This is a genomic window from Actinomycetospora cinnamomea (genome assembly GCF_003096675.1).
Lineage (GTDB): Bacteria > Actinomycetota > Actinomycetes > Mycobacteriales > Pseudonocardiaceae > Actinomycetospora > Actinomycetospora cinnamomea.
Genome location: NZ_QEKW01000019.1, coordinates 18,770 through 39,693, shown reverse-complemented (window position 1 = coordinate 39,693; position 20,924 = coordinate 18,770). Strand labels below are relative to the sequence as shown.

Here is a 20,924-nt window from a genome sequence, read left to right as displayed (position 1 = left end):
CCAACCGAGTCGTGCTCTAAGTTGGCGGCAGGGGCGCGCTACCCACTCCTCCGGGGGGATGGAGCGGGTGGCGTGCCCCGCGTGTCCGTGGCCCCGCATCGGCGGTCGGGACGATCTCCGCTGCGGAACAACGGCGCTGTCGCGCGGTGCCGCCACGAGTCGGGGTCCGACGACGCCGCCGCGACGGCCCGGTGGTGCAGGGACGTCAACGGCCACCGTGCCCAGCCCCAGGCGACGTCGCGCCGGCGCACGACGTCGCCGTGCTCGCGCTGCAGCCCCTGGACGAAAGCCCGCTGGGCCCGGATGCTGCGGCGGCGGTCGGCCGCGCCGGCCGAGTCGACCGCGAGCCGGAAGCGCGAGAGCGTCTCGGCCAGGCCGTAGAAGTCGCCGGCCGTGGTGAGCCGGACGGCGAGGGCGACGTCGAGGACGAACGAGTCGTCGGTGGGGAAGCCGCCGACGGCGTCGAACGCCGAGCGCCGGAACAGCATGTCGCCCGGCACCCCGAGCGGGTTGCCGCCGTCGCGCACCACCCGCCGCACCACCGCCGCCCGACCCTGCCGCCCGAGGAGGTCGGCGGTGGGCAGGGCGCGGTCACGGGCGACGATCCGGTTGCGGTCGTCGACGAGGTGGTGGCGGCTGGACACGACCGCGACATCGGGCTCGGCCTCCATCACGGCGACCTGGCGGGCGAGCGCCTGCGGCTCGATCAGGTCGTCCGCAGTGAGCACCTTCACCAGCGGCGCGCGGGTCGCCGCGACCGTGGCGTTGAAGTTGTCGATCATCGACAGGGTCTCGGCGTGCCGCACGACCCGCACCCGAGGGTCGTCGTACCGGTCGACCACCGCGCTCGAGCCGTCCGTGCTCGCGTTGTCCACCACCACGAGCTCGAAGTCCGCGAACGTCTGGGCGAGGACGCTGTCGATCGTGGCCCCGACGTAGTCGACCTTGTCGCGGAGCGGCACGCAGACCGAGACGCGCGCCCGTCGCCCACCGCCCCCGTCGGGTTCGTCCACGCCGCCACCCTGACACGGTCCCGCCGCCGGGATCAGTCGGCGTCGAGGGGATGCCGGTAGCGCAGGCCCCGGTACCGGGTGAATCCGCGGTCGGCCGAGTACCAGTCGCAGCCGTGCTCGATCGCCAGCGCCGCGAGGTAGGCGTCGGGGACCGCGTTACCCCGTGCTGATGTCCCCCGGCAGAGCTCCTCGAAGACGGCGCGCTGACGTGAGCCCGGGAGCATGTCCACGACGGCGGGAGCACGTCGGAGGTCGGCGAGCAGATCGAAGGCCTCGTCGGCCGTCAGCGATGACTCCAGCACCTTGGGATGGGTCACCACGCGCACGAACCCGCTCTCGACCTGCGGAGAAAGCCCGAACGGCTCCGGCCCGTTCGCCGCGTGCTCGAGCCACCGGCGGTAGTCGGCGTGCCGAGGTCCGTCCTCGTTGTAGGCGTACACCAGCACGTTGACATCGCAGGAGATCACCGGTCGTCGTCCATCGTCGCGAGCAGGGCGGCGTTGTCGTCGAGATCGACACCCGGCCGAGCCTTACCGCCGCGGAACGGACGGACGCGGAAGGGCGGCTCCTCATCGTCCTCACGTCTCACCAGCTCGCGGCGCACGCTGTCCTCGATGACCTGGCTGACCGTCCTGCCGAGCTCCGCGGCACGGCGACGCACCTGGTCGAGGAGGTGATCGTCGATGCTGATCGTGGTGCGCATGCATCAGAGCATACGGCCAGTGCATCATGATGCGGGGCGAGAAGAGGTCACGACCGCGACCGGGCGCGACACCGTCGCTATCGTCGGCGCGGTCGTCCCGCGCGGTCGTCCATCGGAGGAACGTCATGCCCCTTTCCGCCACCGGCTGGGAGCTCGGCCGACCGCTGACCCGCGACGCCCGCGTGTTCGTCGCGGGCTCGTCAGGGCTCGTGGGCTCCGCGGTGGTGCGCCACCTGCGGGCCGCGGGCTTCACCGACGTCGTCGGGGTGCGCTCGGCGCAGGTCGACCTGCGCGACGCCGACGCCACGGCCCGGTTCCTCGACGAGACACGGCCCGCGGTCGTCGTCGACGCCGCCGCCCGCGTCGGCGGGATCGCGGCCAACGCGGCGCGTCCCGTCGAGTTCCTGCACGACAACCTGCGCATCCAGGCCAACCTGCTGGACGCGGCCCACGCCGCCGATGTCGAGCGGCTGCTGCTGCTCGGGTCGTCGTGCATCTACCCGAAGTACGCCGAGCAGCCGATCCGCGAGGACTCGCTGCTCACCGGCGCGCTCGAGCCCACCAACGACGCCTACGCGATCGCGAAGATCGCCGGTATCATGGGCGTGCAGTCCTACCGGCGGGAGTACGGCCGCGCCTGGATCTCGGCGATGCCGACCAACCTCTACGGGCCCGGCGACAACTTCGACCTCGAGACCTCGCACGTCCTGCCGGCGCTGATCCGCAAGTTCCACTCCGCGCGCGTCGCCGGGGATCCCACGGTCACCGTGTGGGGCACGGGGACGCCGCGGCGCGAGTTCCTGCACGTCGACGACCTCGCCTCGGCGTGCCTGCACCTGCTCGAGCACTACGACGACCCCGCGCCGATCAACGTCGGCGTCGGCGAGGACGTCCCGATCGCCGACCTCGCGTCGCTGGTCGCGCGCACGGTCGGGTTCGAGGGCGAGATCGTCTACGACACCTCGCGCCCGGACGGCACGCCGCGCAAGCTGCTCGACGTCTCGCGCCTGCAGGCGCTGGGCTGGAAGCCGACGATCGGGCTGGCCGAGGGGCTGGCCTCGACCTACCGGTGGTTCCTCGAGCAGCAGGCGGCGAGCCGGTGACGCGGGCCTCGACCACGGGCAGGACGCGTCACGCCTGATCGATCATTCGCACGAGGATCCGCCGACGGCTACCGTGAGGCCGGTGGCCGCCGGCGCCGAGGAACCCCCCGTGGCGCCCCGCGCCGCCGCCGACGTCGTGGACCTCTTCGTCTACGTGGTGGTGCTGAACCTGTTCGTGGAGTACCTCCCGGCGGTCATCAGCGAGACCTTCACGTTGTCGGTGCTGACAGCCGTGCTGCTCAAGGGCGTGCTCGAGCTCGTCGTGGCCGCCAAGAAGCGCGTCCGGGGGTGGTTCGGCGCCGCCGGCGGGCCGGCCGGCAAGGTGGCGGCTGCACTGGGCCTGTGGGCGCTGCTCTTCGGCAGCAAGTTCGTCGTCCTCGAGCTGGTCCACCTCGTCTTCGGCGACACCGTTCAGCTCGGCGGGTTCTTCTCCGTGACCCTGCTGGTCGTGGTCCTCATGCTCGCCCGAGCGGGCGTGCGACGGCTCGTCGCCCCGCTGCCCCCGCGCCGGGCGGGTGGGGCCGCTGCGGGACCGTGAGCCGGGGCCGCCGCCGCGTAACGCCCGCCACCCCTCCCCGCGACAGAGCGCAGAGACGTTCCGGGAGCGCGGGGGGTTGGGTGCGATGACCATCTTCTTCACGGCGGTGGCGGGTGCGACGGCGGGAGCGGCGGCGTGGCTGATCGCGCCGTGGGCGAGCATGGCCGTCCACGGCACCGTCGACCAGCGCCAGTGGGACACCCACCGCTGACGATCGGCCCGGTCATCCCCCGATCGGGCGACGGCTCGTGAGATCGTTAACGATCCGTGCGGATCCCGCGAGAACGGATCACCACGGCCGGCACGGACGCCGGTCCACGAGCTCGGGGGGACTCCGATGGCCAAGCACGCGGCTCCACAGACCACCGCCTCCACCAGCGCCGGGATCATCCGGCCGATCGTCCTGAGCGCCGAGGCCTACCTGCGCCTGCGGTCCGGGGCCACGACCGTCATCCCGACGCCGGGCGGGCGGCACGCGCGGGCCTGACGCGCCCGGTCAGCCCTTCAGGACCCGGGCCTCCTCGACCCGGGCCGGAGACATCTCCTCGAACGCGACGCGCGTGCGCCCGAAGCGCGTGGTCTCGCAGCGGTCGACGGCCGGGACGAAGCCGGCGCGCTCGCAGCCCTTGAGGCTCGCGAGGTTGTCCACGTCCACGAACGTCATCACGTGGCGCGCGCCGAGGTCGGACGCCTTCTCCGCGATCATCGACATGCCCGCGCTCATGATGCGCTTCCCCTGGTGCCGCTCCGGGGTGAACGCGCCCTCCAGGAGGGCCTCGTCGACGGCAAGCGTCGGGAACAGGCCGTGGAAGAAGTCCCGCACCTCGTCGTTCTCGTCCGCGCCGAACAGCCACTGCACGTAGCAGGGGTCGTCGTCGGCGTCCACGGCGACGAACGGCCGTCCGATCCCGCGCTCGAGCAGGCCGACGCGCTTCTGGCGCTCCCAGCGCTCGGCGGTGCCGACCTCGGCGTGCAGGTCGAGGATGTGCTCGACGTCCGCCTCGACGAGCGGGCGCACCGTGATCGGGATCTTCGCGGCGGGCGTCTCGTGGGGCGCCTGCAGGTCGCGTCGCAACCCGTAGGAGTGCGAGGTCGAGGAGACGCGGCGCAGGACCGACTTCGCGGTCGGCACCACCGTCCCCGACGCGACGGCCCGCCGGGCCGCGCCCGCGTACCGGGTCACCGTCCCCGTGAGCCCTGTCCGGAGCCCCATCGCTCCTCCTTCCTCGGCGGCCGATGACGTGACCGCGGTCGTGCACTGTCCCAGCCGGTCCTCACCCGTTCGGGCATCGGGCGTCAGGCCGGCAGCACCGACCCGGCGTGCAGCGGCCCCTCGTCGTTCACCGCGAGCAGCAGGGGCACCGAACCGCTGGTGTCGACCCGGCAGACCGCGGCGTCCACGAGGTACATCCGCCACGCGATGTCGATGCCCACCCCGAGCGCCCAGCTGATCGCCGCCTTGATCGGCGAGACGTGGCTGACCACCACGACCTCGCCGGCCGCGGCCTCCGCCGCCAGCTCGGCGCACGCCGCGGCGACGCGGGCCCGGACCGCCGCGAGCGACTCGCCGCCCGCGGGCACGTGGTCGGGATCCGAGCGCCAGGCGCGCCAGGCGTCCCCGTCGAGCGCGCTCATCGGCTGGCCGTCGAGGGCCCCGTAGTCCATCTCGGTCCAGCGCGCGTCGATCTCGACGGGCACGTCGGCGCCGAGCAGCACCGCGGTCTCGCGGGCCCGGGCCAGCGGGCTGGACACGAGCCGCGTCGGCCGCGGAAGCCCCGTCGCGAGCGCCCGCGCCTGGCGGCGCCCGGTCTCGGTGAGCGGCGGGTCGGACCGTCCGCACATCACCCCACGGGCGTTGGCCGCACTCTGACCGTGGCGGACGAGGGTGAGCACGAACGCCACGGTAATGGGGCCAGGGTGGGCACCCGGTGTGCATTCGGACGACCGACGGCGTCCGCGAGCAGCACCAGCGCCCCGGGCAGGCACGCGATCAGCGCGAGGACCCCGTAGACCACGGCCGTGGCCAGGCCCTGACCAGGATCGAGGCCGACCGCGGCGAAGGCGAGGGCCGCCGCGGCCTCCCGCGGACCCCAGCCACCGACCGTGAGCGGTACCACCATCGCCAGCAGCGCGACGGTGACGAGCGGCAGGAGCTGCCCGAGCGGCGCGGTGACCCCCGCGGTCCGCGCGGCGAGCACGAACAGGGCGAGCAGCCCGCCCAGCCCGACGAGCGAGAGCCCGAGCACGGCCGGACCGGTGCGGCGGGTCGCCAGGCCCTCGCGCACGTCGCGCACCGCCGCGAGCAGCCCCCCGCGCCAGCGGGCGGCCCGCCGCGCGGTGGCGAGCCAGGTCGTCGCGGCGACCACGAGCACGACCAGCCCGCCGACGGCGACCAGCGCGCCCGGGCCGACGAGCGCGGCGCGCAGCGAGGGCTGGGCGAGCAGCACGACGGCGCCCACCGCGACGACCACGGCCTGGCCGGCGACGCGCTCGAGGACCACGGCGCGGGTGCCGCGCGCGTCGCCGGGACGGTGATGGCGCACGGCGCGGTGGACGTCGCCGAGCACGCCGGCCGGGAGCAAGGAGTTCAGCAGCGTGGCGCGGTAGGCGTCCGTGGTCGCCGTGCGCAGCGACAGGGTCAGCCCGACGCCGCGGGCGACGACGCACCAGCGGGCCGCGCCGGCGACGGTGGTGACGGCGCCCAGCGCGAGGGCGGCGAGCACCGTCGGCGCGGTGATCCCGGCCAGGGCGTCGAGCACGCCGCCGGGACCGAGGCGGGCGACGAGCAGCACGGGCAGGCCGACGCCGACGAGCAGGCGCACGACGGCGCCGAGGGGGAGGCGGGTGCGGCGGGGGGTGTCCTCCGGGCTGGTGCGGGGAGCGGGGATGTCGGGGAGCGACACGGTGCGGTCCAGTGGGGAGCTGGGGAGCGGGCGGCGTGCGGGGGGATTCTCGGGGGTCGGACGTGAGATCCGGGGCAGGGTTCCGGGGGGTTCCGGGGCGGGGTTCCGGGGCGGGGTTCTGAGGCGGGGTTCTAGGGGAGGGCGAGGAGGTCCAGGTGGCCGACGGTGACCCGCAGCCGCCCCTGCTCGGCGGCCTCGAGCCGGCGGGCGAGGTAGGCGTCGGCGTGGCGCGCGAGGTCGGGGTCCTGCGCGACGGCCGCGGCGACCCAGCCGTGGAGCCAGGCGACGGTGAGGTCGACGTCGTCGAGCCCGAGCTGCCACGGGCTCGCCCGCGACCGCACGTGCGCGCCGCGGCGGGTGAACGCCGACTCCGCCACGGCCGGAGCGGTCGGACCGAGCAGCCGCCGGCCGTCGACGACCCGCTGCTGGTGCGCGTCGAAGGCCGCGGCGAGGGGGAGGTCGCGCGCCTCCGGCGGGTCGAGGCGGACCTGCCCGATCACCGAGAGCGTCAGCAGCGCCGCACACCCCGCGCCCACGCACGCCGCGGCGATCGCGTCGACCTCCTCGGCGGTGAGCACGTCGAGCAGCGCCGACGCGGTGACGAGGTCCGGCTGGAGGTCGGGGTCGGCGAGGTCGTCGACGGTCAGGGCCCCGACGTCGAGCGCCCGCGTCTCGGCGGTGACAGGCGTGCCGTCGCGGGCCGTGGTTGGCAGGCGCTCGAGGGCGTGGGCGAGCAGGTCGGTGTCGCGGTCGGCGAGCACCCAGTGCTGCGGTCCGGGCATCCGCGGCGCGAGCCAGCGGGCCATCGACCCGGTGCCCGCGCCGAGGTCGAGGATCCGGCCGGGCGCGGGGTGCCCGGCGCGCAGGTCCTCGACGAGGTCGATCGCGCGCGCCTCGGCGTCGGCGGGCTCGCGCAGCGCGAGCCAGTCGGGCGCGGCGGGGGCTCCGGGCGCGGCGTGGCCCGGCGGCGAGGAGCGAGGGACGCCCCCGCTGCGTGTCACGCAGCCAGGGCGTCCCTCGCTCAATCCGGGGCGAGCAGGCTCGCCAGCACCTGCGCCACCCGTCGCGACGTCTGCGTCCACCCGTGAAGCCTGCAACGCCGAGAAGTCGCTGAGATCCGGCGCCCCTCCCGATGCGCATGATCGGCGAACCAGCGGTCCAGTCTTGCGACGAGCGCGGGAACGTCCTCAGGCGGCGTTAAGACTCCGGCGCCGACGAGGGTGTCGGGCAACCCCCCGACCGCGGCCGCCAGGACGGGGATGCCCCGGGCGAGCGCCTCGCTCACCACCATGCCGTAGGTCTCCACGCGCGACGGGGCGACGAGCAGGTCGGCCGCGCGCCAGAGGGCGTCGAGGTCGGGACCGTGCCGCGGGCCGAGGAGGCGGACGCGGTCGGCGAGGTCGTGGCGGTCGATCGCGTCGCGCAGGTCGGCGACGAAGGCGGGGTCGCGGCCGGTGGGGCCCGCGAGGTCGAGCGTCCAGGGGTGCTCCCGCAGCTGCGCGAGCGCGGCGACGAGCAGGTCCTGGCCCTTGGTGGGCGTGACCGCGCCGAGGCAGAGCAGGCGGTGCGCGCCGTCGGTGCCGGGCGCGAGCGGGGCGGGGTCGACGCCGGGGGTGGCCACGACGGCGTCGACACCGTGACCGGCCAGCCGCCGTGCGGCCCAGGGGCTCGTGGTGATCACCGTCCGGGCCGCGCGCAGCACCGCGCCCTCACCGGCGTCGAGGTCGGGCGCCTCCTCGCCGAGCGGCAGGTGGACGAGCACCGCGAGGGGGCGCCGCGCCGTGTGCGGGACGACGACCTCCGGCACCCCGCACGCCACCAGGCCGTCGAGGAGCACCGGGCCCTCACCGTCGTCGCGCAGCACCTGGTCGAGGCGGGCGCGGGCGGCGGCGTCGGGCCGGGGCCACGCGCCCTTGAGCTGCGCGTCGTGCACCTCGGTGCCGAGCGCGCGGAGACCGTCGATCACCCGCCGGTCGTAGACGTCGCCGCCGCTGACCAGCGCCGGGTCCTCGACGGGCCGCACGACGGTGAGCGGTCGGGTCACCGGTGCAGCATGACGCGCGAGCGGAGCGGGCACACCGCTCCTGCCCCTCGGCGTCCGCCGACCCCAGCGACGGCGCCTCCGTGAGTCCCCCGGAGGAGTCGTCCGCGATGACGTCACCCGACGGCGCGCCCCTCAGCGACGCCGAGCGCCGCGCCCTGCGCGAGATCACCCAGCACCTCACGCGGACCGACCCCGACCTGCTCGCCGGGCCTCGCGCGGACTCCGCGGGGCCTGCCGGACGCCGGCGGATGGGCTACGTCCTGGCCGTCGCCTGCCTCGCGGTCAGCGCCCTGGCCCTCGCCGCGGGGGCGCTGCTCGCGCTCGCGGTCGGGTTCGTGGTGATCGCCGGGACCACCGTCGCCACCACGATCGGGCTGCGCCGGGCATCGTCGCGCCGCCCGCCGGATACACCCTGAGCGCACGCCGCGGACTCCCCCGCGGCGCCCGTGGCCGCCCCCGTCGGTCATGATCGTCACGGCGACCGTCGACCCCGACGACTTGGAGTCCCGCGATGGCCCGGCACCGCCGGCACCACGCCCGCACCCCGCGCACCCTGGCGCCGCTCGGTCTCGCGGCCGTGGCGACCCTCGGTGCCGCCGCGCCCGCGACCGCGGCGCCGGCGACCGCCGCCCCGAGCTCGCTGCCCTGCGACGACACGGCCGACGTGTGCGTCGACCTCAGCGCGCACCGCGCCTGGCTGACCGACGACGGCCGGGCCACGAGCCCGTCGATGCGGATCACCGCGGGGTCGGCGGAGGACCCGACACCGACCGGCACGTTCGCGGTGCAGCGCAAGGAACGCCACCACGTCAGCCAGGAGATCGAGGGCGCGCCGATGCCCTACGCGGTGTTCTTCGACGACGAGGGCCGCGCCTTCCACGGCGGCGAGACCGACGGCGCCTCCCACGGCTGCATCCACCTCGAGCCCGACGACGCGCGCGAGGTGTTCGCCGCACTCGAGCCCGGCGACGAGGTGGAGATCGTCCGCTGAGTCAGAGGGCCAGCTCGTAGCTCGCCGAGGCGGCGTGCGACTCGTGCAGCGTCACCGTGATGCCGGCGAGCTCCCGCCCTCCCTCGCCGAGCCGCCCGTCCCGGGCCCGGGAGGCGAGGCGGTCGGCGATCACCTTGGCCAGGAACTCGGTCGTCGTGTTGACGCCGGCGAACTCGGGGTGCTCGTCGAGGTTGCGGTAGTTCAGGTCCTCCAGGGCGGTGTGCAGCTCCTCGGTGGCCCGGCCGATGTCGACGACGATGCCGTCGGCATCGAGCTCGGCGCGGCGGAACGCGGCGTCGACGACGAACGTCGCGCCGTGCAGCGCCTGCGCCGGGCCGAACACCTCGCCGGCGAAGCTGTGGGCGATCATGATGTGGTCGCGGACCGTCACGGCGAACATGGCGCCATCAGATCATCCGCCGCAGCAGCCCCCGCCGCAGCAGCCGCCGCCCGAGGGGGCCATGGCGGGCGCCGGGGCGCCCGAGCGTCCGCCGAGCGCGACGGTCGAGAGCAGCTTGACGGTGTCGGCGTGCCCGGCCGGGCAGTCGGCGGGGTCACCGGAGGCCTGCATCGGGCGCTCGACCTCGAACGTCGACGCGCAGGTCCGGCAGCGGAACTCGTAGCGCGGCACGGCGCCAGTGTAGGTGGAGCGAACGGGTATCTCGTACGCATAGAAGCAGCGAACAGCGCGTTCGCTGCGTCAGTGGCCGACGCGGTGGTCCACGCGCACCGCCAGCCCCGGGCGGTCGCCCGCCGCCAGGGCTGCCATGACGTCGGGCAGCTCGTCGAACGTGCAGGAGTCGGTGATCAGCGCGTCGAAGCGCGGGTCGGCGAGCAGGCGCAGGGCGAGGGCCAGGCGGTCGGTGGTGCTCCACCGGGCCCGGCGCGCCGGCGCGACGCGCCCCACCTGCGAGGCCCGCACGGCCAGCCGTCGTGAGTGGAACGCCTCGCCCAGCGGCACCCGGGGGGCGCGCTCGCCGTACCACGAGAGCTCGACGACCTCGCCCTCGTCGCCCAGCAGCTCCAGCGAGCGGGCGAGCCCGGCCTCCGACGCGCTGGCGTGCAGCACGAGGTCGCACTCCCCCGCCGCCTCGTCCGGCGTCGCGAAGCCCACGCCCAGCGCGTCGGCCACCGCGCGGCGGGACGTGTCGACGTCGACCAGCTCCACCCGCACCCCCGGGAACGACGCCAGCACCGCCGCCACCGACGCGCCGACCATCCCCGCACCCACCACGGCGACACGGTCGCCCACCCGCGGCGCGGCGTCCCACAGCGCGTTGACCGCCGTCTCCACCGTCCCCGCCAGCACCGCCCGCGCGGGCGGCACCTCGGCGGGCACCGCCACCACCGCGTCGGCGGGCACCACGAACCGGTCCTGGTGCGGGTGCAGGCAGAACACGGTCCGCCCCGACCCGGGGCCCTCCTCCACGACGCCGACGCTCAGGTAGCCGTACACCACGGGGCCCGGGAGGTCGCCGGCCTGGAACGGCGCGCGCATGCGGTCGTACTGGCTCGCGGGCACCTCGCCGCGGAAGACGAGCGTCTCGGTGCCGCGGCTGACCGCCGAGTGCAGGGTCCGCACGACGACGTCCCCCGGACCCGGCTCGGGCAGGGCCACCTCGACGATCCCCGCCCGCCCCGGGGCCTCGACCCGGAACGCCCGCGCCCTGCCCGCCATCGACGACCCTCCTGACATCCGCCCTCACCGCGGGCGGTCATGCTGGCAGACGTGCCCCGCCCGACCGCGACCCTCGTCGCCGAGCTCGCCGCCGGCGCGCTGGGTTCCGCCGCGCTCCTCGCGGCGCTGGCGCTGGGTCTCGGGCTGGGCCCGGTCGGCCTCGTCGCCGGGGCGACCGCGGCGGCGGCACTGGTCGCGGTGCTCGTCGGCGCGGGCGTGGACCGGCTGGGGCCCGCGGGGCGGGTGACGCTGGCGCGCGCGGTGCTCGGAGTCGGGGTCACAGCCCTGGTCGCGGACCCGGTGTCCGTGGCCGCGCTGGTCGCGTGCGCGGCCGTGGCGCTGGCGCTCGACGGCGTCGACGGGGCGGTCGCGCGCCGCCGCGGGGTGGCCTCGTCGTTCGGTGCGCGCTTCGACATGGAGGTCGACGCGGCGCTGGTGCTCGTGCTGTCGGTGCACGTCGCCGGCCTGCTCGGCTCGTGGGTGCTGCTCATCGGCCTGGCGCGCTACCTCTTCGTCGCCGCCGGCACGGTGCTGCCGTGGCTGCGCGGGGAGCTCGTCCCGCTGTTCTCGGGCAAGGTCGTCGCCGCGGTGCAGGGGATCGTGCTGGTGGTGGCGGCGTCGCAGCTGCTGCCGGCCGTGGTGGCGGCGGTGCTCGTCGCGGCGGCGCTCGCCGCGCTCGCGTGGTCGTTCGGACGCGACGTCGTCCGGCTCCGGCGCGCGGCGGGCACGCACCCCGTGCGCGTCCGCCCGGCGCTCGCCGCGCTGGTCACCGTCGCGGCCGGGGTGCTCGTGCTCGTCGCGCTGCTGACGCCCGGCGACCTCGCGCTCGTGGGCCCGCTGACGTGGGTGCGCCTGCCGCTGGAGGTGATCGGCGCGCTCGTCGTCGCGGTGCTGCTGCCGCCGCGGGCGCGCCGGTGGGCCGCCTGGGCGGGCGGGGTGGCGCTGGGGCTGCTGCTGGTGCTGACCCTGTTCGACCTGGGGTTCTCGCTGTCGCTCGCGCGCCCGTTCGACCCGGTGCGTGACGCGGTGCTGCTCGGCAACGCCTACGACTTCGTCGCCGAGACCTCGGGGCCGGCGGTCGGGACGGTCGTCGCGGTGCTCGTCGCCCTGCTCGGGGTGGCGCTGCTGGCGGCGACGGGCGGGGCCGTGGCGCGGCTGGCGCGGATCGCCGGCCGGCACCGGACGGGGGCGCTGCGGCTGGCCGCGGTGCTGACGGTGGCGTGGGCCGTGGCGTGGGCGGGGTCGGCGCAGCTCGTGCCCGGGGTGCCGCTCGCCGCGCGCGACGCGTCGATCCGCACGGTCGAGCGCACGCTCGCGGTGCAGGACGGGCTGCGCGACCAACAGGCGTTCGAGGCCGAGGCGTCCGTCGACGCCTACCGCGACGTGCCCGGCGACCAGCTGCTCACCGCCCTGCGCGGGCGCGACGTGATCGTCGCCGTCGTCGAGAGCTACGGGATGTCGGCCCTGGATGACCCGGCGCTGTCGGGGCCGGTGCGCGAGGTGCTCGCCGACGGCGAGCGTCGCCTCGGCGCCCTCGGCTACGACGCACGGACCGGCGTGCTGACCTCCCCCGTCGCCGGCGGCGGGAGCTGGCTCGCGCACGCGACGCTGCTGTCGGGGCTGTGGATCGACGGCGAGCAGCGCCACCGCGACCTCGTCGCCTCCGACCGCCTCACGCTGCCCCTCGCGTTCCACGAGGCCGGCTGGCGCGCCGTCGCCGTCGCGCCCGGCACCACCAAGGCGTGGCCCGAAGCGTCGTTCTTCGGCTACGACCGGGCCTACGGCGCCGCCGACCTCGGCTACCGCGGGTCGCGCTACAGCTGGTCGACGATGCCCGACCAGTACGCGCTCGCCGCCTTCGACCGCCTCGAGTACGGGCGCGCCGACCGTCCCCCGCTGATGGCCGAGATCGCGCTGACCTCGAGCCACGGGCCGTGGGCGCCCCTGCCCCGGACCGTGCCGTGGGAGGCCGTGGGCGACGGGTCGGTGTTCGCGCCCGCCGACGGGGCCCAGCGCACCTTCGAGTCCATCTTCACGACGCCCGCGGAGCAGGTGCGCGAGGAGTACCGGCGCTCGATCGAGTACTCGCTGGAGACGGTCGTCGCGTGGACCGAACGCCAGGCCGTCCAGCACCCCGAGCGCGCGCCCGTGCTCGTCGTACTCGGCGACCACCAGCCCTACCCGATGATCACCGGGCCCGGGGCGAGCCGGGACGTGCCCGTCTCGATCCTCAGCCGCGACCCGGCCGTCCTCGAGCGCATCGCGTCCTGGGGCTGGTCGGACGGCCTGAGCCCCGACGCCGGCGCGCCGGTGTGGCGGATGGACGCCTTCCGCGACCGGTTCCTGGACGCGTACGGGCCGCAGCCGTGAGACGTCAGACGCTCTCGGTCGCGAACCGGCCCTCGCCGTAGGTGATCACCGTGCCCTCGTCGGCCTGCGCCAGGAGGTGGGCGAGGGCGTCGCGGCAGCTCGCCGCCGCGTCGGCGTCGGTGATGCGGCCGGTGACGTCGATGTTGTCGTGACGGTGGGTCTCGACGGTGACCATGAAGCCGCCCTCGGGGTTGTGCGGCATCGTCTTGACCGCGACGACCTCCGACGCGCGGTACCAGTCGCCGTCCGCGGCGCGGATCCAGCTGGGCTTCGCCATGGGGGCGATCGTGCCCTGCCGGGGCGGTGATCGTCACGCGTCGACCGGGGCGCGCCAGGCCGTGGACAGCAGACCGCTCGGGTCGCGGGGCAGCGGGCGCGGCGGCGCCGAGGGCTTCTCCGCGATCGCGTCCGCCGCCCTCGCGAGGTCGCTCGACGCCACACCCAGCGCCGCGAGCATCTCGGCCGCCTGCCCCCACGGGCGGGCGAGCAGCGCGGCGAGCAGGCCGGCCGCGGTGACGTGGCCGGTGGTGGCGGCGGCGTCGAGCACCTCGGCGACGGACGCGTCCGCGACCGGGTCGTACCCGGCGCCCGGCACGACGGGCTCCGAGACCGAGTTCGACGCGACCAGCACCATGGCCGCGTCGGCGGTGCCCGGCGTGACACCGGCCGCGGCGAGCAGCCCCGCCTCGGGGCCGTCGGCGCGGACCAGCCCGAGCAGCAGGTGTCCGGTGCCGAAGCACCCGTGACCCCGCTCGTCGGCCTCGCACCACGCCAGCGCGACGACCTCCTCGGCGTCCGCCGCGACGGTCGGGGCCGCGTCGTCCGGAGCGGGCGTGTCGGGTGCGTTCGAGATGTCCGGTTCCGCGGGCGCGTCGGGCGTGTCGTTCTCGTCGTGCGTGTCGTGCCCGTCGTGCGCGTCGTGCGTGTCGTGCGCGTCGTGCCCGTCGTGCCCGTCGTTCTCGTCGTGCGTGTCGTGCTCGGGGGCGTCGTCGGTGTCGTCGGCGTCGGCGTGGCCGGCCGGGTCGGCGTCGACGTGGTCGGCCGGGTCGGCGTCGGCGGGGTCCGCTGGGGTGTCAGCGGTCTCGCCGACCGGGACCTCGCAGGCGAGGTCGAGGTCGTGCTGGAGTTCGCGCAGCGCCTCGGCGAGCGCGTCGTGGATGGGTGTCGTGGTCCCCATGGCCCGTGTCTCCTACCGGGTCGCCCCGGCGGCGGGCGAACCACGGCGCGCCGGCCCGGGCACGTCCGGGTCGCGGGGTCCACCGGTCGTCACGTCCGCTGGTCCCGACCGGGACGGCGCCGGTGGGCGCGGGACGAGCGTGGGGGACGGTCGCCGACGGTCGGTGACCCGGTGCCGACGACGGGGGTCGAGGCACCCACGTCCGGCGGAACCGCCCGCGACACGCCGGACCGGGACATCACGGACACGGACGAGTGCCTGGCGGGCCCGCGCGGCCCCGGCTGCCTCGGCTGCCTCGGCGTGTCGCGCCGGCGAGGATGTGGCGATCCTGGCGTTGAACGCCAGCAATGCCGCATTGCTGGCACACCCCGTGTGCCACCCCCCGGCCGGCCGGGTACACGCCGGTGTCGGGGTGGCCGTGGTCACGTCTGCGAGGAACGCGATAGCCTGAGCGAGTGAGACGGGAGGGGCGCCCGCTCACGCTCGGCCATCACGTGGGGGGAACCATGGGCAGCACGAGCACCGTCACGGCGTGGGCGACCGCCGATCGGGGGCTCCTCGGCCTCGCGGCCCTGCCGTCGCTGCGCGGCATGACGCCCGCGGAGGCCCGGGCCGCGCAGGTGCTGGGCAAGCCGTGGGACCCCGCCGAGATCGTCGAGCTCGCCATCGCCTGGGTCGGCGCGGGCCTGGACACCGCGCTGCTCGTCGACCTCGCCGGGCGCGACTGGGACGACCCGGACCTGCCCGTGCTGTGGGACATCGCGCTCGACGACCTCGGCGTCTCCCGCCCCGCCCCGAGCACCGCGCGCCGGCGGATCGCGGCCTACCTCGCCCGCCGGCGCGCCATGGCCTGCCCGCGGTGCGCGACCGCCCCCATGGTCCCGCGGCCACGCACCGCGAACTGACCTCAGCCGCCCACGAACCCCGTCCGCGGGCCCTCGTCGTGGATGCGGGCGAGCACGACGGCGTCGGTGCGCACCGTCGTGCCGTCGCCGAGGTCGAGCGTCGGGTGCGACTCGCGGGCCTCGAGGTGCGCCACGATCTTCGCCCGCAGCGCCGCGGCCGCGTCGTCGTCGAGGTTGGACACGGTGTGCTCGTGGCCGCTGCGCAGGGCCAGGTACAGGCTGGAGCTCATGGGCCCAGCGTGGCCCGGTGAGGTCGCCCGCGCGGCCGTGTTCGCCCAGGGCAGGAGGGGACGGAGATCCCGGAACCGGCCGTTCCGGGTAGTGCTCCGATCAGAGCAGTGGCCCGTTAGGGTGACCGCGCTCCCCCTCTTCAGCCATGAGGAGTCCCCGTGCCGCCCGAACCGGACCAGCCGGCCGCCCCCGTCCTCCCGCCCACGGACGGCCCGGCCGAGCTCGTGTCCGCGCGGGCCCTCGGTGCCCGGTCGCGCCGCCGAGTGGTGCTGTGGCTCGCGGTCGCCGCGGTGGTGCTCGCGGTCGCCTCGGTGACGGTCGCGCTCGGGGTCCGCTCGGCGACCGCCGACACGTCGACCGGCATGCTGCGGCTCGCGCACCTCTCCCCCGCCACGTCCGCGATCGACGTGTACGTGACCGGCCCCGACGAGCCGCAGACCCTGGTCGCGCCTGGGGTCGCCTACCGCGCCGCGTCGCCGTACCTGACCCAGCCGGCCGGCACCTACACGATCACCGCGCGCCCGGCGGGGGCGAGCCCGGACAGCCCGCCGGCGGTCGAGGTGTCGGTGGAGGTCCCGGGCGGGACCGCGCAGACCGCGGCGTTCGTCGACTCGCCGAGCAGTGGGCGCCCGGAGCTGCAGGTGCTCGACGACCAGACCGCGCCCGCTGCCCCGGGCACGGCGCAGGTGCGCATGGTGCAGGGCGCGGGCGGTGTGGGCGCGCTCGACGTCGAGCTCCGCGGCGGCCCGCCGCTGGCCCGCGACCTCTTCTACGGCTCCACCACCCCGTACGCGACGGTGCCCGCGCGCGAGTGGGAGCTCGACGTCCGCTCGCGGCGGGGCCCGACGCACGAGACGACCGTGACGCTCGCCGACACGGGCGTGACGACCCTGCTCGTCACCCGCGAGCCCGACGGCCGGATCGCCGTCGAGGCGGTCCCCGACGCCGCCACCGCGGCCGGGGTGCCCGGTCCCGGGACGACCCCGACGCCCGCACCCCCGACGCCGACCCCGCGGCCGACGCCCGACCCGGAGACGCCCCGGCCCGCCCCGCCGCGCGTACCGCCGGTGCCGCGCGGGGGCACCGAGGCCGGGCTCGGCGGGTCGGCGGCGCGGACGGTGCTCGGCTCGATCGGCGACTGGTTCGGCGGGCTGTTCTCCGACGCCCCGGACGCCCCGCCCGCGCCGCGGATGCCACAGGCCGCCGCGACCGCCCCGGTCCCGGACGGCCTGCGCCCGACGGGCATGTCCGTCCCGTCGATCGGGCTGGCCGCGCTCAACGTCGTCGACCTCCGCATCGACTACCGCGGGGCCCTGCAGGTTCCGACCGACTTCGGCAAGGTCGGCTGGTACACCTCGAGCGCCGTGCCCGGGGACCCCGGCCCGGCCGTGTTCGCCGGGCACGTCGACACCCGGCACGGGCCGGCGGTGTTCGCCCAGCTGGACCGCCTGCGCCCCGGCGACCTCGTCGAGGTGCCCCGGTCCGACGGCGGCACCGCGCGCTACGCCGTCGACTCCGTCGAGTACTTCCCGAAGGACGCGATGCCCTCCGCCCGCATCTACGGGCCGGCGACGACACCCCAGTTGCGCCTGCTGACGTGTGGGGGTCCCTTCGACGAGGGCACGCTGTCGTACCAGGACAACGTCGTCGTCTTCGCCTCGGCGCGCTGAGCGACCGGGGCGGGCAGGAGAGAGATCACCGTGGACGCCATCGACGTGCTCGCCGACGCCTTCGGTCGCGCGCGCAGCGACCTCACCCGGGCGCTCGACGGGTTGACCGCCGAGCAACTGAACTGGCGGCCCGACGCCGAGGCCAACCACGTGGCCTGGCTGGCCTGGCACCTGACGAGGGTGCAGGACGACCACGTCGCCGAGCTCGCCGGCACCGAGCAGGCCTACACCGGCGACGGCTGGGCCCGGCGCTTCGACCTGCCGCTCGACGACGCGTCCATCGGTTTCGGGCACACGAGCGAGCAGGTGGCGTCGGTGCGCGTCGACGACCCCGCGCTGCTCACCGGCTACCACGACGCGGTGTACGAGCGGACCATCGCCTACCTGCGCACCCTGGCCGACACCGATCTCGACGAGGTCATCGACGACGCCTGGGACCCGCCCGTGACGCGCGGCGTGCGGCTGGTGAGCGTCGTCGACGACGACATCCAGCACGCGGGCCAGGCCGCCTACCTCGCGGGGCTGGCGCGCCGGCGCACCTGACGCCCGAGGGGACACGGTCACGCCCGGTAAGGATCGGGGGAGGACCCTGACGCCGCCCCGGCGGCGGACGGGGAGCCTCCGGGGGGGATCACGACGCCCGGGGAGGCGGGCGGGCGATCCCCAGGGGGCAACGATGACGACGCAGACACCGGGACGCCGGGCGGCCCGCGCCGACGGGGGGCTCGACAGCGGGCTCGACAGCGGGCTCGACAGCGGGCTCGACAGCGGGGAACGCCAGAGGTACCTCGAGGCGGCCGAGCACGCGCTGCGCGCCTACCCCGGCGCTCTCGGCGAGCTCGTCCACCGCGAGCTGCGGGCGTTCGCCGACTTCGGGTACCGGCTGGCCGGCGACGGGCTCATCGCCCGCCTCGCTGCCGAGGTGCTCTCGGCCGTCCGCGACGGCGACACGGCCGGCCCGGGGGCACGCGAGGGAGCGGACCGGTGACCACCCCGACCTGGGCCACCACGCTGGTCCACGGCGCCTGTGCCACCCACGGCGTCCCCGCCCCGCCCCGGGTGCGCGGCGACGCGGCGGGCATGCCGTTCCACGAGGCCTCCCGCCTGCGCGCCGCCGCCCACCACGCCCGGCGCGTCTACCCCGGGGCCCTCGGCGAGCTCGTGGCTCGGGAGCTGCGGGCGTACGCCGACTTCGGCTGCCGGCTGGGCGACGACGCCCTCGCCGCCCGTCTCGCCACCCAGGTGCTCACCACACGCGCCGGCTAGCGCGGACACAGACAGAACGGGTGGCCGACCGGGTCGAGCAGGACCCGCCAGCGTTCGCCCGGCTGGTGCTCGGGCAGCGTCGCGCCCAGCTCGCGGGCCCGGGCGACCGCGGCGTCGAGGTCGTCGACGGCGAGGTCGAGGTGGTAGCGCTTCGCGCCCTCGGGATCGGGCCACGGTGGCGCCGTCCAGCCCGGGACCCGGCCGAAGCCGACGGGCGCACCCTCCCCCGAGATCATCGCGTACTCGTCCTCGGCGTGGACGGTCTCCCAGCCGAGCAGGGCGCCGTAGAACGCGGCCTGCGCGCGCGGGTCGGGGCCGTCGAGGTTGATCATCGCCAGCGTGGTCGACACCGATCCTCCGATCCTCGGGGTACGGACGCGGCCGACGGTAGGACCCGTTCCTGACACCTTCCGTCAGTTTGCCGCGGCACGTTTTCCGTCACTCCATGTGGTGAACCCCGGCCCTGCGGCACGCCGCACGCTAACGACCTGGATCGCCGCTGCGACACCGCTCACACAGCGTCCGCAACGGCACCGCGCGATAGGCCATTCGGGGAGTGACCATGGGGCAGCACCACTGGCGGGAGGACAATGCCGTGACCGTCACGCTCGCCCCGGTCGCCCGGCACGTCGCCCGTCACGCCGTCCCGGACGTCCCGCTCGTGCCCCACGACGCGCCGCCCGCCGGGCTCGGCTACCCGGCGCCGACCTCGTACCGCCGCGACCCGGTGACCGGGGTCCCGACGCCCCCGTGGGGCGCGGCCCTCGCGCGCCGCCGGCCCGCCCGCACCGGCGCGCCCCTCGCGGTCGCCGTCGCGGGCGCCGCGGTCGGGCTGATCGGGGTCGGCGCCCAGCTGCCCGGGCTCGTCGACGCGGTCACCGCCACCACCGCCAGCACCGCTCCGACCGACGCACAGGCCGCACCCGCCCCGGCCGTCGTCGGCCAGTGCGCCACCGTGGTCGCCGGCGCCCTGGACGACACCGTCACCGAGCTCGGGCGCACGCCGAGCGGGCAGTGGGCGCAGGTGGTCGAGGCCCGCGAGCAGTCCCTGGGCGCGACCTACGGCGAGGCCTCCCGCGAGCAGCGCGCCTACGCCGGCGGGGCCGACGACATCCTGGGCTGGCTGCGCGAGGACGCGCCCGAGGACTACGGCGCCGTCAGCACCCGCGTCGCGCAATCGGTCGCCGCGACCTGCGCCTCCTGACCCCACGTGCGTGATCTTCCGAGCTATAGCTCGGAAGATCACGCACGTGGACGGGCCACCCCGGCGGACGAGCAGGGCCGAGACGCTCGCCGTGGCCACCGCGACGTCGCGCAGCACGACCGGCAGCAGCACCACCCCCGTCGACCCCGGCGCGATCAGAGCGCCCGCGGCCGGGACCGGCTTGGTACCCGGGGTCTCGGCGGCGAACGTCCCGTCGACGGCCGGCCCCTCCGCCGGCAGCTCGTGCTGCGGGGCGTTGTCCGCGGGCACCGACTGCGGCGGCGCGGTGTCGGTCACCAGCATCTCGTACCCCGAGTCCGACCAGGCGTCGTCAAAACGTCTCCCGCGGCACGACCGCGATCGCCCCGCTCGGGTCGCCCGGGTCGGCCAGGTACACGTTCTCGTCGTCGATACCCGTCACCACCACCGCGTGGTCCGCGTCCGCCCCGCCGTCGGTGCCGTCGTCCTCGGCGTCGTACCAGACCTCGTCGGAGTCGACGTAGGCGACGATGTCGCGGTCCTGGTCGAGCAGGGCCGCGAGGTCGTCCATCCCGCCGTGCGTCGTGGTCGCCGGGATGCCGTAGCTCTCCAGCAGCGCCTCGGCCTCCGACGACGTCATGCCCGACGCGTCGTCGACGGTGCCGTCGCCGTCGGTGTCGGTGGTGGTCAGCCAACCGTGCTCGACGGCCCGGGCGACGACCTCGGTCTCCCCGACGTTGGTGCCCTGCCACTCGCCCACGATCTGCGCGACGGCCGCGGGCACGCAGTAGCCGTTGACCGACTGCGCGTACCAGTACGAGGACGCCTGCTCGGGGTCGCCGTGCATCCCGTCGTCGCGGGCCGCGGACGCCTCGCTCGGCAGCACCCCGTCGCGGAAGTTCTCCTCGTGGCGGTACCAGTCGGTCGACCGGCCGCCGTCGGTGATCGGGTGCACCGCGTCGGCGACGACCAGCACGTCGCCCTCGAGGTCGGTCCAGCCGAGGTCGAGCACGCCGTCGCCGTCGGTGTCCACCGCGGAGACGTCGACGTGCCCCTCGTCGTCGAGGTCACCGCACAGCTCGAACAGCTCGGCCGGGTCCAGGTCCACGACCCTTCGACGGCCGGCCGGCGGCGGTTTGTTCCGACGCG

General features: G+C 75.9%; 29 protein-coding genes. 13 read left to right on the top strand and 16 right to left on the bottom strand.

Annotated elements, in window-relative coordinates:
• Positions 1 to 38: 38 nt before the first annotated feature.
• Genes C8D89_RS24435 through C8D89_RS24425 form a run of 3 tightly spaced genes read right to left on the bottom strand, consistent with a single transcriptional unit; the run spans position 39 to position 1,716 of the window.
• Entirely contained in the window at positions 39 to 1,013 is a 975-nt protein-coding gene (locus tag C8D89_RS24435; protein ID WP_116710747.1) for a glycosyltransferase family 2 protein, read from the bottom strand.
• 32 nt (positions 1,014 to 1,045) lie between these two features.
• Complete coding sequence (locus tag C8D89_RS24430) at positions 1,046 to 1,480, bottom strand: type II toxin-antitoxin system VapC family toxin (RefSeq protein WP_116710746.1); 435 nt, start codon at positions 1,478 to 1,480, stop codon at positions 1,046 to 1,048.
• A complete protein-coding gene (locus C8D89_RS24425; RefSeq protein WP_116710745.1) occupies positions 1,477 to 1,716 on the bottom strand; it encodes a ribbon-helix-helix protein, CopG family in 240 nt (79 codons plus the stop codon). Before C8D89_RS24425 ends, C8D89_RS24430 begins: the two co-directional genes overlap by 4 nt.
• Before the next feature lie 125 nt (positions 1,717 to 1,841).
• On the opposite strand from C8D89_RS24425, the gene C8D89_RS24420 reads away from it, so the two are divergent.
• The 4 genes from C8D89_RS24420 to C8D89_RS29515 all read left to right on the top strand — a co-directional run bounded on the left by C8D89_RS24420 (position 1,842) and on the right by C8D89_RS29515 (position 3,844).
• Positions 1,842 to 2,819: a GDP-L-fucose synthase family protein gene (locus C8D89_RS24420; RefSeq protein ID WP_116710744.1), complete on the top strand. Its 978-nt coding sequence runs from the start codon at positions 1,842 to 1,844 to the stop codon at positions 2,817 to 2,819.
• Between the two features lie 82 nt (positions 2,820 to 2,901).
• Positions 2,902 to 3,357 carry a hypothetical protein gene (locus C8D89_RS24415; protein ID WP_116710743.1) on the top strand — a complete coding sequence of 152 codons (456 nt, stop codon included), beginning with the start codon at positions 2,902 to 2,904 and terminating at the stop codon, positions 3,355 to 3,357.
• Positions 3,358 to 3,442: 85 nt separating this feature from the next.
• Positions 3,443 to 3,568: a hypothetical protein gene (locus C8D89_RS30875; protein WP_279323404.1), complete on the top strand. Its 126-nt coding sequence runs from the start codon at positions 3,443 to 3,445 to the stop codon at positions 3,566 to 3,568.
• Positions 3,569 to 3,694: 126 nt separating this feature from the next.
• Entirely contained in the window at positions 3,695 to 3,844 is a 150-nt protein-coding gene (locus C8D89_RS29515) for a hypothetical protein (RefSeq protein WP_165825918.1), read from the top strand.
• A gap of 9 nt (positions 3,845 to 3,853) precedes the next feature.
• Here the strand turns inward: C8D89_RS29515 and C8D89_RS24410 are convergent, their stop codons facing one another.
• From C8D89_RS24410 to C8D89_RS24390, 5 genes are all read right to left on the bottom strand, one after another.
• Positions 3,854 to 4,570, bottom strand: a complete 717-nt coding sequence (locus C8D89_RS24410) for a GNAT family N-acetyltransferase (protein ID WP_116710742.1) — start codon at positions 4,568 to 4,570, stop codon at positions 3,854 to 3,856.
• A gap of 83 nt (positions 4,571 to 4,653) precedes the next feature.
• Positions 4,654 to 5,250, bottom strand: a complete 597-nt coding sequence (locus C8D89_RS24405; protein WP_165825917.1) for a histidine phosphatase family protein — start codon at positions 5,248 to 5,250, stop codon at positions 4,654 to 4,656.
• Positions 5,199 to 6,260, bottom strand: a complete 1,062-nt coding sequence (locus C8D89_RS24400; protein WP_116710740.1) for a lysylphosphatidylglycerol synthase transmembrane domain-containing protein — start codon at positions 6,258 to 6,260, stop codon at positions 5,199 to 5,201. The genes C8D89_RS24405 and C8D89_RS24400 overlap by 52 nt, the downstream gene beginning before the upstream one ends.
• Before the next feature lie 131 nt (positions 6,261 to 6,391).
• A complete protein-coding gene (locus tag C8D89_RS24395; protein WP_207787401.1) occupies positions 6,392 to 7,261 on the bottom strand; it encodes a methyltransferase domain-containing protein in 870 nt (289 codons plus the stop codon).
• 20 nt (positions 7,262 to 7,281) lie between these two features.
• A complete protein-coding gene (locus tag C8D89_RS24390; protein WP_116710738.1) occupies positions 7,282 to 8,304 on the bottom strand; it encodes a glycosyltransferase family 4 protein in 1,023 nt (340 codons plus the stop codon).
• 107 nt (positions 8,305 to 8,411) lie between these two features.
• Between C8D89_RS24390 and C8D89_RS24385 the strand changes: the two genes are divergently transcribed.
• On the top strand, positions 8,412 to 8,720 hold the full coding sequence (locus C8D89_RS24385) for a DUF3040 domain-containing protein (RefSeq protein WP_116710737.1): 309 nt from the start codon (positions 8,412 to 8,414) through the stop codon (positions 8,718 to 8,720).
• 95 nt (positions 8,721 to 8,815) lie between these two features.
• The gene (locus C8D89_RS24380; protein ID WP_243418346.1) at positions 8,816 to 9,295 is read left to right on the top strand and encodes a L,D-transpeptidase; all 480 of its coding nucleotides are present in this window, start codon (positions 8,816 to 8,818) and stop codon (positions 9,293 to 9,295) included.
• A gap of 1 nt (position 9,296) precedes the next feature.
• Here the strand turns inward: C8D89_RS24380 and C8D89_RS24375 are convergent, their stop codons facing one another.
• The 3 genes from C8D89_RS24375 to C8D89_RS24365 all read right to left on the bottom strand — a co-directional run bounded on the left by C8D89_RS24375 (position 9,297) and on the right by C8D89_RS24365 (position 10,973).
• A complete protein-coding gene (locus tag C8D89_RS24375) occupies positions 9,297 to 9,695 on the bottom strand; it encodes a 6-pyruvoyl trahydropterin synthase family protein (RefSeq protein WP_116710736.1) in 399 nt (132 codons plus the stop codon).
• Between the two features lie 12 nt (positions 9,696 to 9,707).
• Positions 9,708 to 9,926, bottom strand: a complete 219-nt coding sequence (locus C8D89_RS24370; protein WP_116710735.1) for an FmdB family zinc ribbon protein — start codon at positions 9,924 to 9,926, stop codon at positions 9,708 to 9,710.
• Between the two features lie 69 nt (positions 9,927 to 9,995).
• Entirely contained in the window at positions 9,996 to 10,973 is a 978-nt protein-coding gene (locus C8D89_RS24365) for a zinc-dependent alcohol dehydrogenase (protein WP_116710734.1), read from the bottom strand.
• Positions 10,974 to 11,024: 51 nt separating this feature from the next.
• Here C8D89_RS24365 and C8D89_RS24360 point away from each other — a divergent pair, with 51 nt between their 5' ends.
• Complete coding sequence (locus C8D89_RS24360; protein ID WP_243418345.1) at positions 11,025 to 13,343, top strand: CDP-alcohol phosphatidyltransferase family protein; 2,319 nt, start codon at positions 11,025 to 11,027, stop codon at positions 13,341 to 13,343.
• Between the two features lie 4 nt (positions 13,344 to 13,347).
• Here C8D89_RS24360 and C8D89_RS24355 read toward each other — a convergent pair whose 3' ends face one another.
• Complete coding sequence (locus tag C8D89_RS24355; protein ID WP_116710732.1) at positions 13,348 to 13,620, bottom strand: hypothetical protein; 273 nt, start codon at positions 13,618 to 13,620, stop codon at positions 13,348 to 13,350.
• A gap of 33 nt (positions 13,621 to 13,653) precedes the next feature.
• Positions 13,654 to 14,520 (bottom strand): Clp protease N-terminal domain-containing protein, encoded by an 867-nt coding sequence (locus C8D89_RS24350; protein WP_116710731.1) that lies wholly within the window; start codon positions 14,518 to 14,520, stop codon positions 13,654 to 13,656.
• Positions 14,521 to 15,026: 506 nt separating this feature from the next.
• Here C8D89_RS24350 and C8D89_RS24345 point away from each other — a divergent pair.
• The gene (locus C8D89_RS24345; protein ID WP_116710730.1) at positions 15,027 to 15,425 is read left to right on the top strand and encodes a hypothetical protein; all 399 of its coding nucleotides are present in this window, start codon (positions 15,027 to 15,029) and stop codon (positions 15,423 to 15,425) included.
• A gap of 2 nt (positions 15,426 to 15,427) precedes the next feature.
• Here the strand turns inward: C8D89_RS24345 and C8D89_RS24340 are convergent, their stop codons facing one another.
• Entirely contained in the window at positions 15,428 to 15,655 is a 228-nt protein-coding gene (locus C8D89_RS24340; protein ID WP_116710729.1) for a hypothetical protein, read from the bottom strand.
• A 159-nt stretch (positions 15,656 to 15,814) separates the two neighbouring features.
• Here C8D89_RS24340 and C8D89_RS24335 point away from each other — a divergent pair, with 159 nt between their 5' ends.
• The 4 genes from C8D89_RS24335 to C8D89_RS24320 all read left to right on the top strand — a co-directional run bounded on the left by C8D89_RS24335 (position 15,815) and on the right by C8D89_RS24320 (position 18,592).
• On the top strand, positions 15,815 to 17,326 hold the full coding sequence (locus C8D89_RS24335; protein WP_116710728.1) for a class F sortase: 1,512 nt from the start codon (positions 15,815 to 15,817) through the stop codon (positions 17,324 to 17,326).
• A gap of 30 nt (positions 17,327 to 17,356) precedes the next feature.
• Positions 17,357 to 17,869 carry a mycothiol transferase gene (locus C8D89_RS24330; RefSeq protein ID WP_116710727.1) on the top strand — a complete coding sequence of 171 codons (513 nt, stop codon included), beginning with the start codon at positions 17,357 to 17,359 and terminating at the stop codon, positions 17,867 to 17,869.
• 133 nt (positions 17,870 to 18,002) lie between these two features.
• Entirely contained in the window at positions 18,003 to 18,314 is a 312-nt protein-coding gene (locus tag C8D89_RS24325) for a hypothetical protein (protein ID WP_116710726.1), read from the top strand.
• Positions 18,311 to 18,592 (top strand): hypothetical protein, encoded by a 282-nt coding sequence (locus C8D89_RS24320; RefSeq protein ID WP_116710725.1) that lies wholly within the window; start codon positions 18,311 to 18,313, stop codon positions 18,590 to 18,592. The genes C8D89_RS24325 and C8D89_RS24320 overlap by 4 nt, the downstream gene beginning before the upstream one ends.
• On the opposite strand, the gene C8D89_RS24315 is transcribed toward C8D89_RS24320, so the two are convergent.
• A complete protein-coding gene (locus C8D89_RS24315) occupies positions 18,589 to 18,942 on the bottom strand; it encodes a VOC family protein (protein WP_243418344.1) in 354 nt (117 codons plus the stop codon). The two genes, C8D89_RS24320 and C8D89_RS24315, sit on opposite strands and share 4 nt — an antisense overlap.
• A 245-nt stretch (positions 18,943 to 19,187) precedes the next feature.
• Here C8D89_RS24315 and C8D89_RS24310 point away from each other — a divergent pair, with 245 nt between their 5' ends.
• A complete protein-coding gene (locus tag C8D89_RS24310; protein WP_116710724.1) occupies positions 19,188 to 19,796 on the top strand; it encodes a hypothetical protein in 609 nt (202 codons plus the stop codon).
• A 331-nt stretch (positions 19,797 to 20,127) separates the two neighbouring features.
• Here C8D89_RS24310 and C8D89_RS24305 read toward each other — a convergent pair whose 3' ends face one another.
• Positions 20,128 to 20,883, bottom strand: coding sequence for a C39 family peptidase (locus tag C8D89_RS24305; RefSeq protein ID WP_116710723.1), 756 nt, complete (start codon positions 20,881 to 20,883; stop codon positions 20,128 to 20,130).
• Between the last annotated feature and the right edge of the window lie 41 nt (positions 20,884 to 20,924).

Bases quoted from the DNA above. Each gene is read 5' to 3' on its own strand.
- C8D89_RS24420 (WP_116710744.1), top strand. From the start codon at position 1,842: ATGCCCCTTTCCGCCACCGGCTGGGAGCTCGGCCGACCGCTGACCCGC.
- C8D89_RS24340 (WP_116710729.1), bottom strand. From the start codon at position 15,655: ATGAGCTCCAGCCTGTACCTGGCCCTGCGCAGCGGCCACGAGCACACC.
- C8D89_RS24350 (WP_116710731.1), bottom strand. From the start codon at position 14,520: ATGGGGACCACGACACCCATCCACGACGCGCTCGCCGAGGCGCTGCGC.
- C8D89_RS24345 (WP_116710730.1), top strand. From the start codon at position 15,027: ATGGGCAGCACGAGCACCGTCACGGCGTGGGCGACCGCCGATCGGGGG.
- C8D89_RS24410 (WP_116710742.1), bottom strand. From the start codon at position 4,570: ATGGGGCTCCGGACAGGGCTCACGGGGACGGTGACCCGGTACGCGGGC.
- C8D89_RS24380 (WP_243418346.1), top strand. From the start codon at position 8,816: ATGGCCCGGCACCGCCGGCACCACGCCCGCACCCCGCGCACCCTGGCG.
- C8D89_RS24425 (WP_116710745.1), bottom strand. From the start codon at position 1,716: ATGCGCACCACGATCAGCATCGACGATCACCTCCTCGACCAGGTGCGT.
- C8D89_RS24385 (WP_116710737.1), top strand. From the start codon at position 8,412: ATGACGTCACCCGACGGCGCGCCCCTCAGCGACGCCGAGCGCCGCGCC.
- C8D89_RS24375 (WP_116710736.1), bottom strand. From the start codon at position 9,695: ATGTTCGCCGTGACGGTCCGCGACCACATCATGATCGCCCACAGCTTC.
- C8D89_RS24365 (WP_116710734.1), bottom strand. From the start codon at position 10,973: ATGGCGGGCAGGGCGCGGGCGTTCCGGGTCGAGGCCCCGGGGCGGGCG.
- C8D89_RS24355 (WP_116710732.1), bottom strand. From the start codon at position 13,620: ATGGCGAAGCCCAGCTGGATCCGCGCCGCGGACGGCGACTGGTACCGC.
- C8D89_RS24325 (WP_116710726.1), top strand. From the start codon at position 18,003: ATGACGACGCAGACACCGGGACGCCGGGCGGCCCGCGCCGACGGGGGG.
- C8D89_RS30875 (WP_279323404.1), top strand. From the start codon at position 3,443: ATGACCATCTTCTTCACGGCGGTGGCGGGTGCGACGGCGGGAGCGGCG.
- C8D89_RS29515 (WP_165825918.1), top strand. From the start codon at position 3,695: ATGGCCAAGCACGCGGCTCCACAGACCACCGCCTCCACCAGCGCCGGG.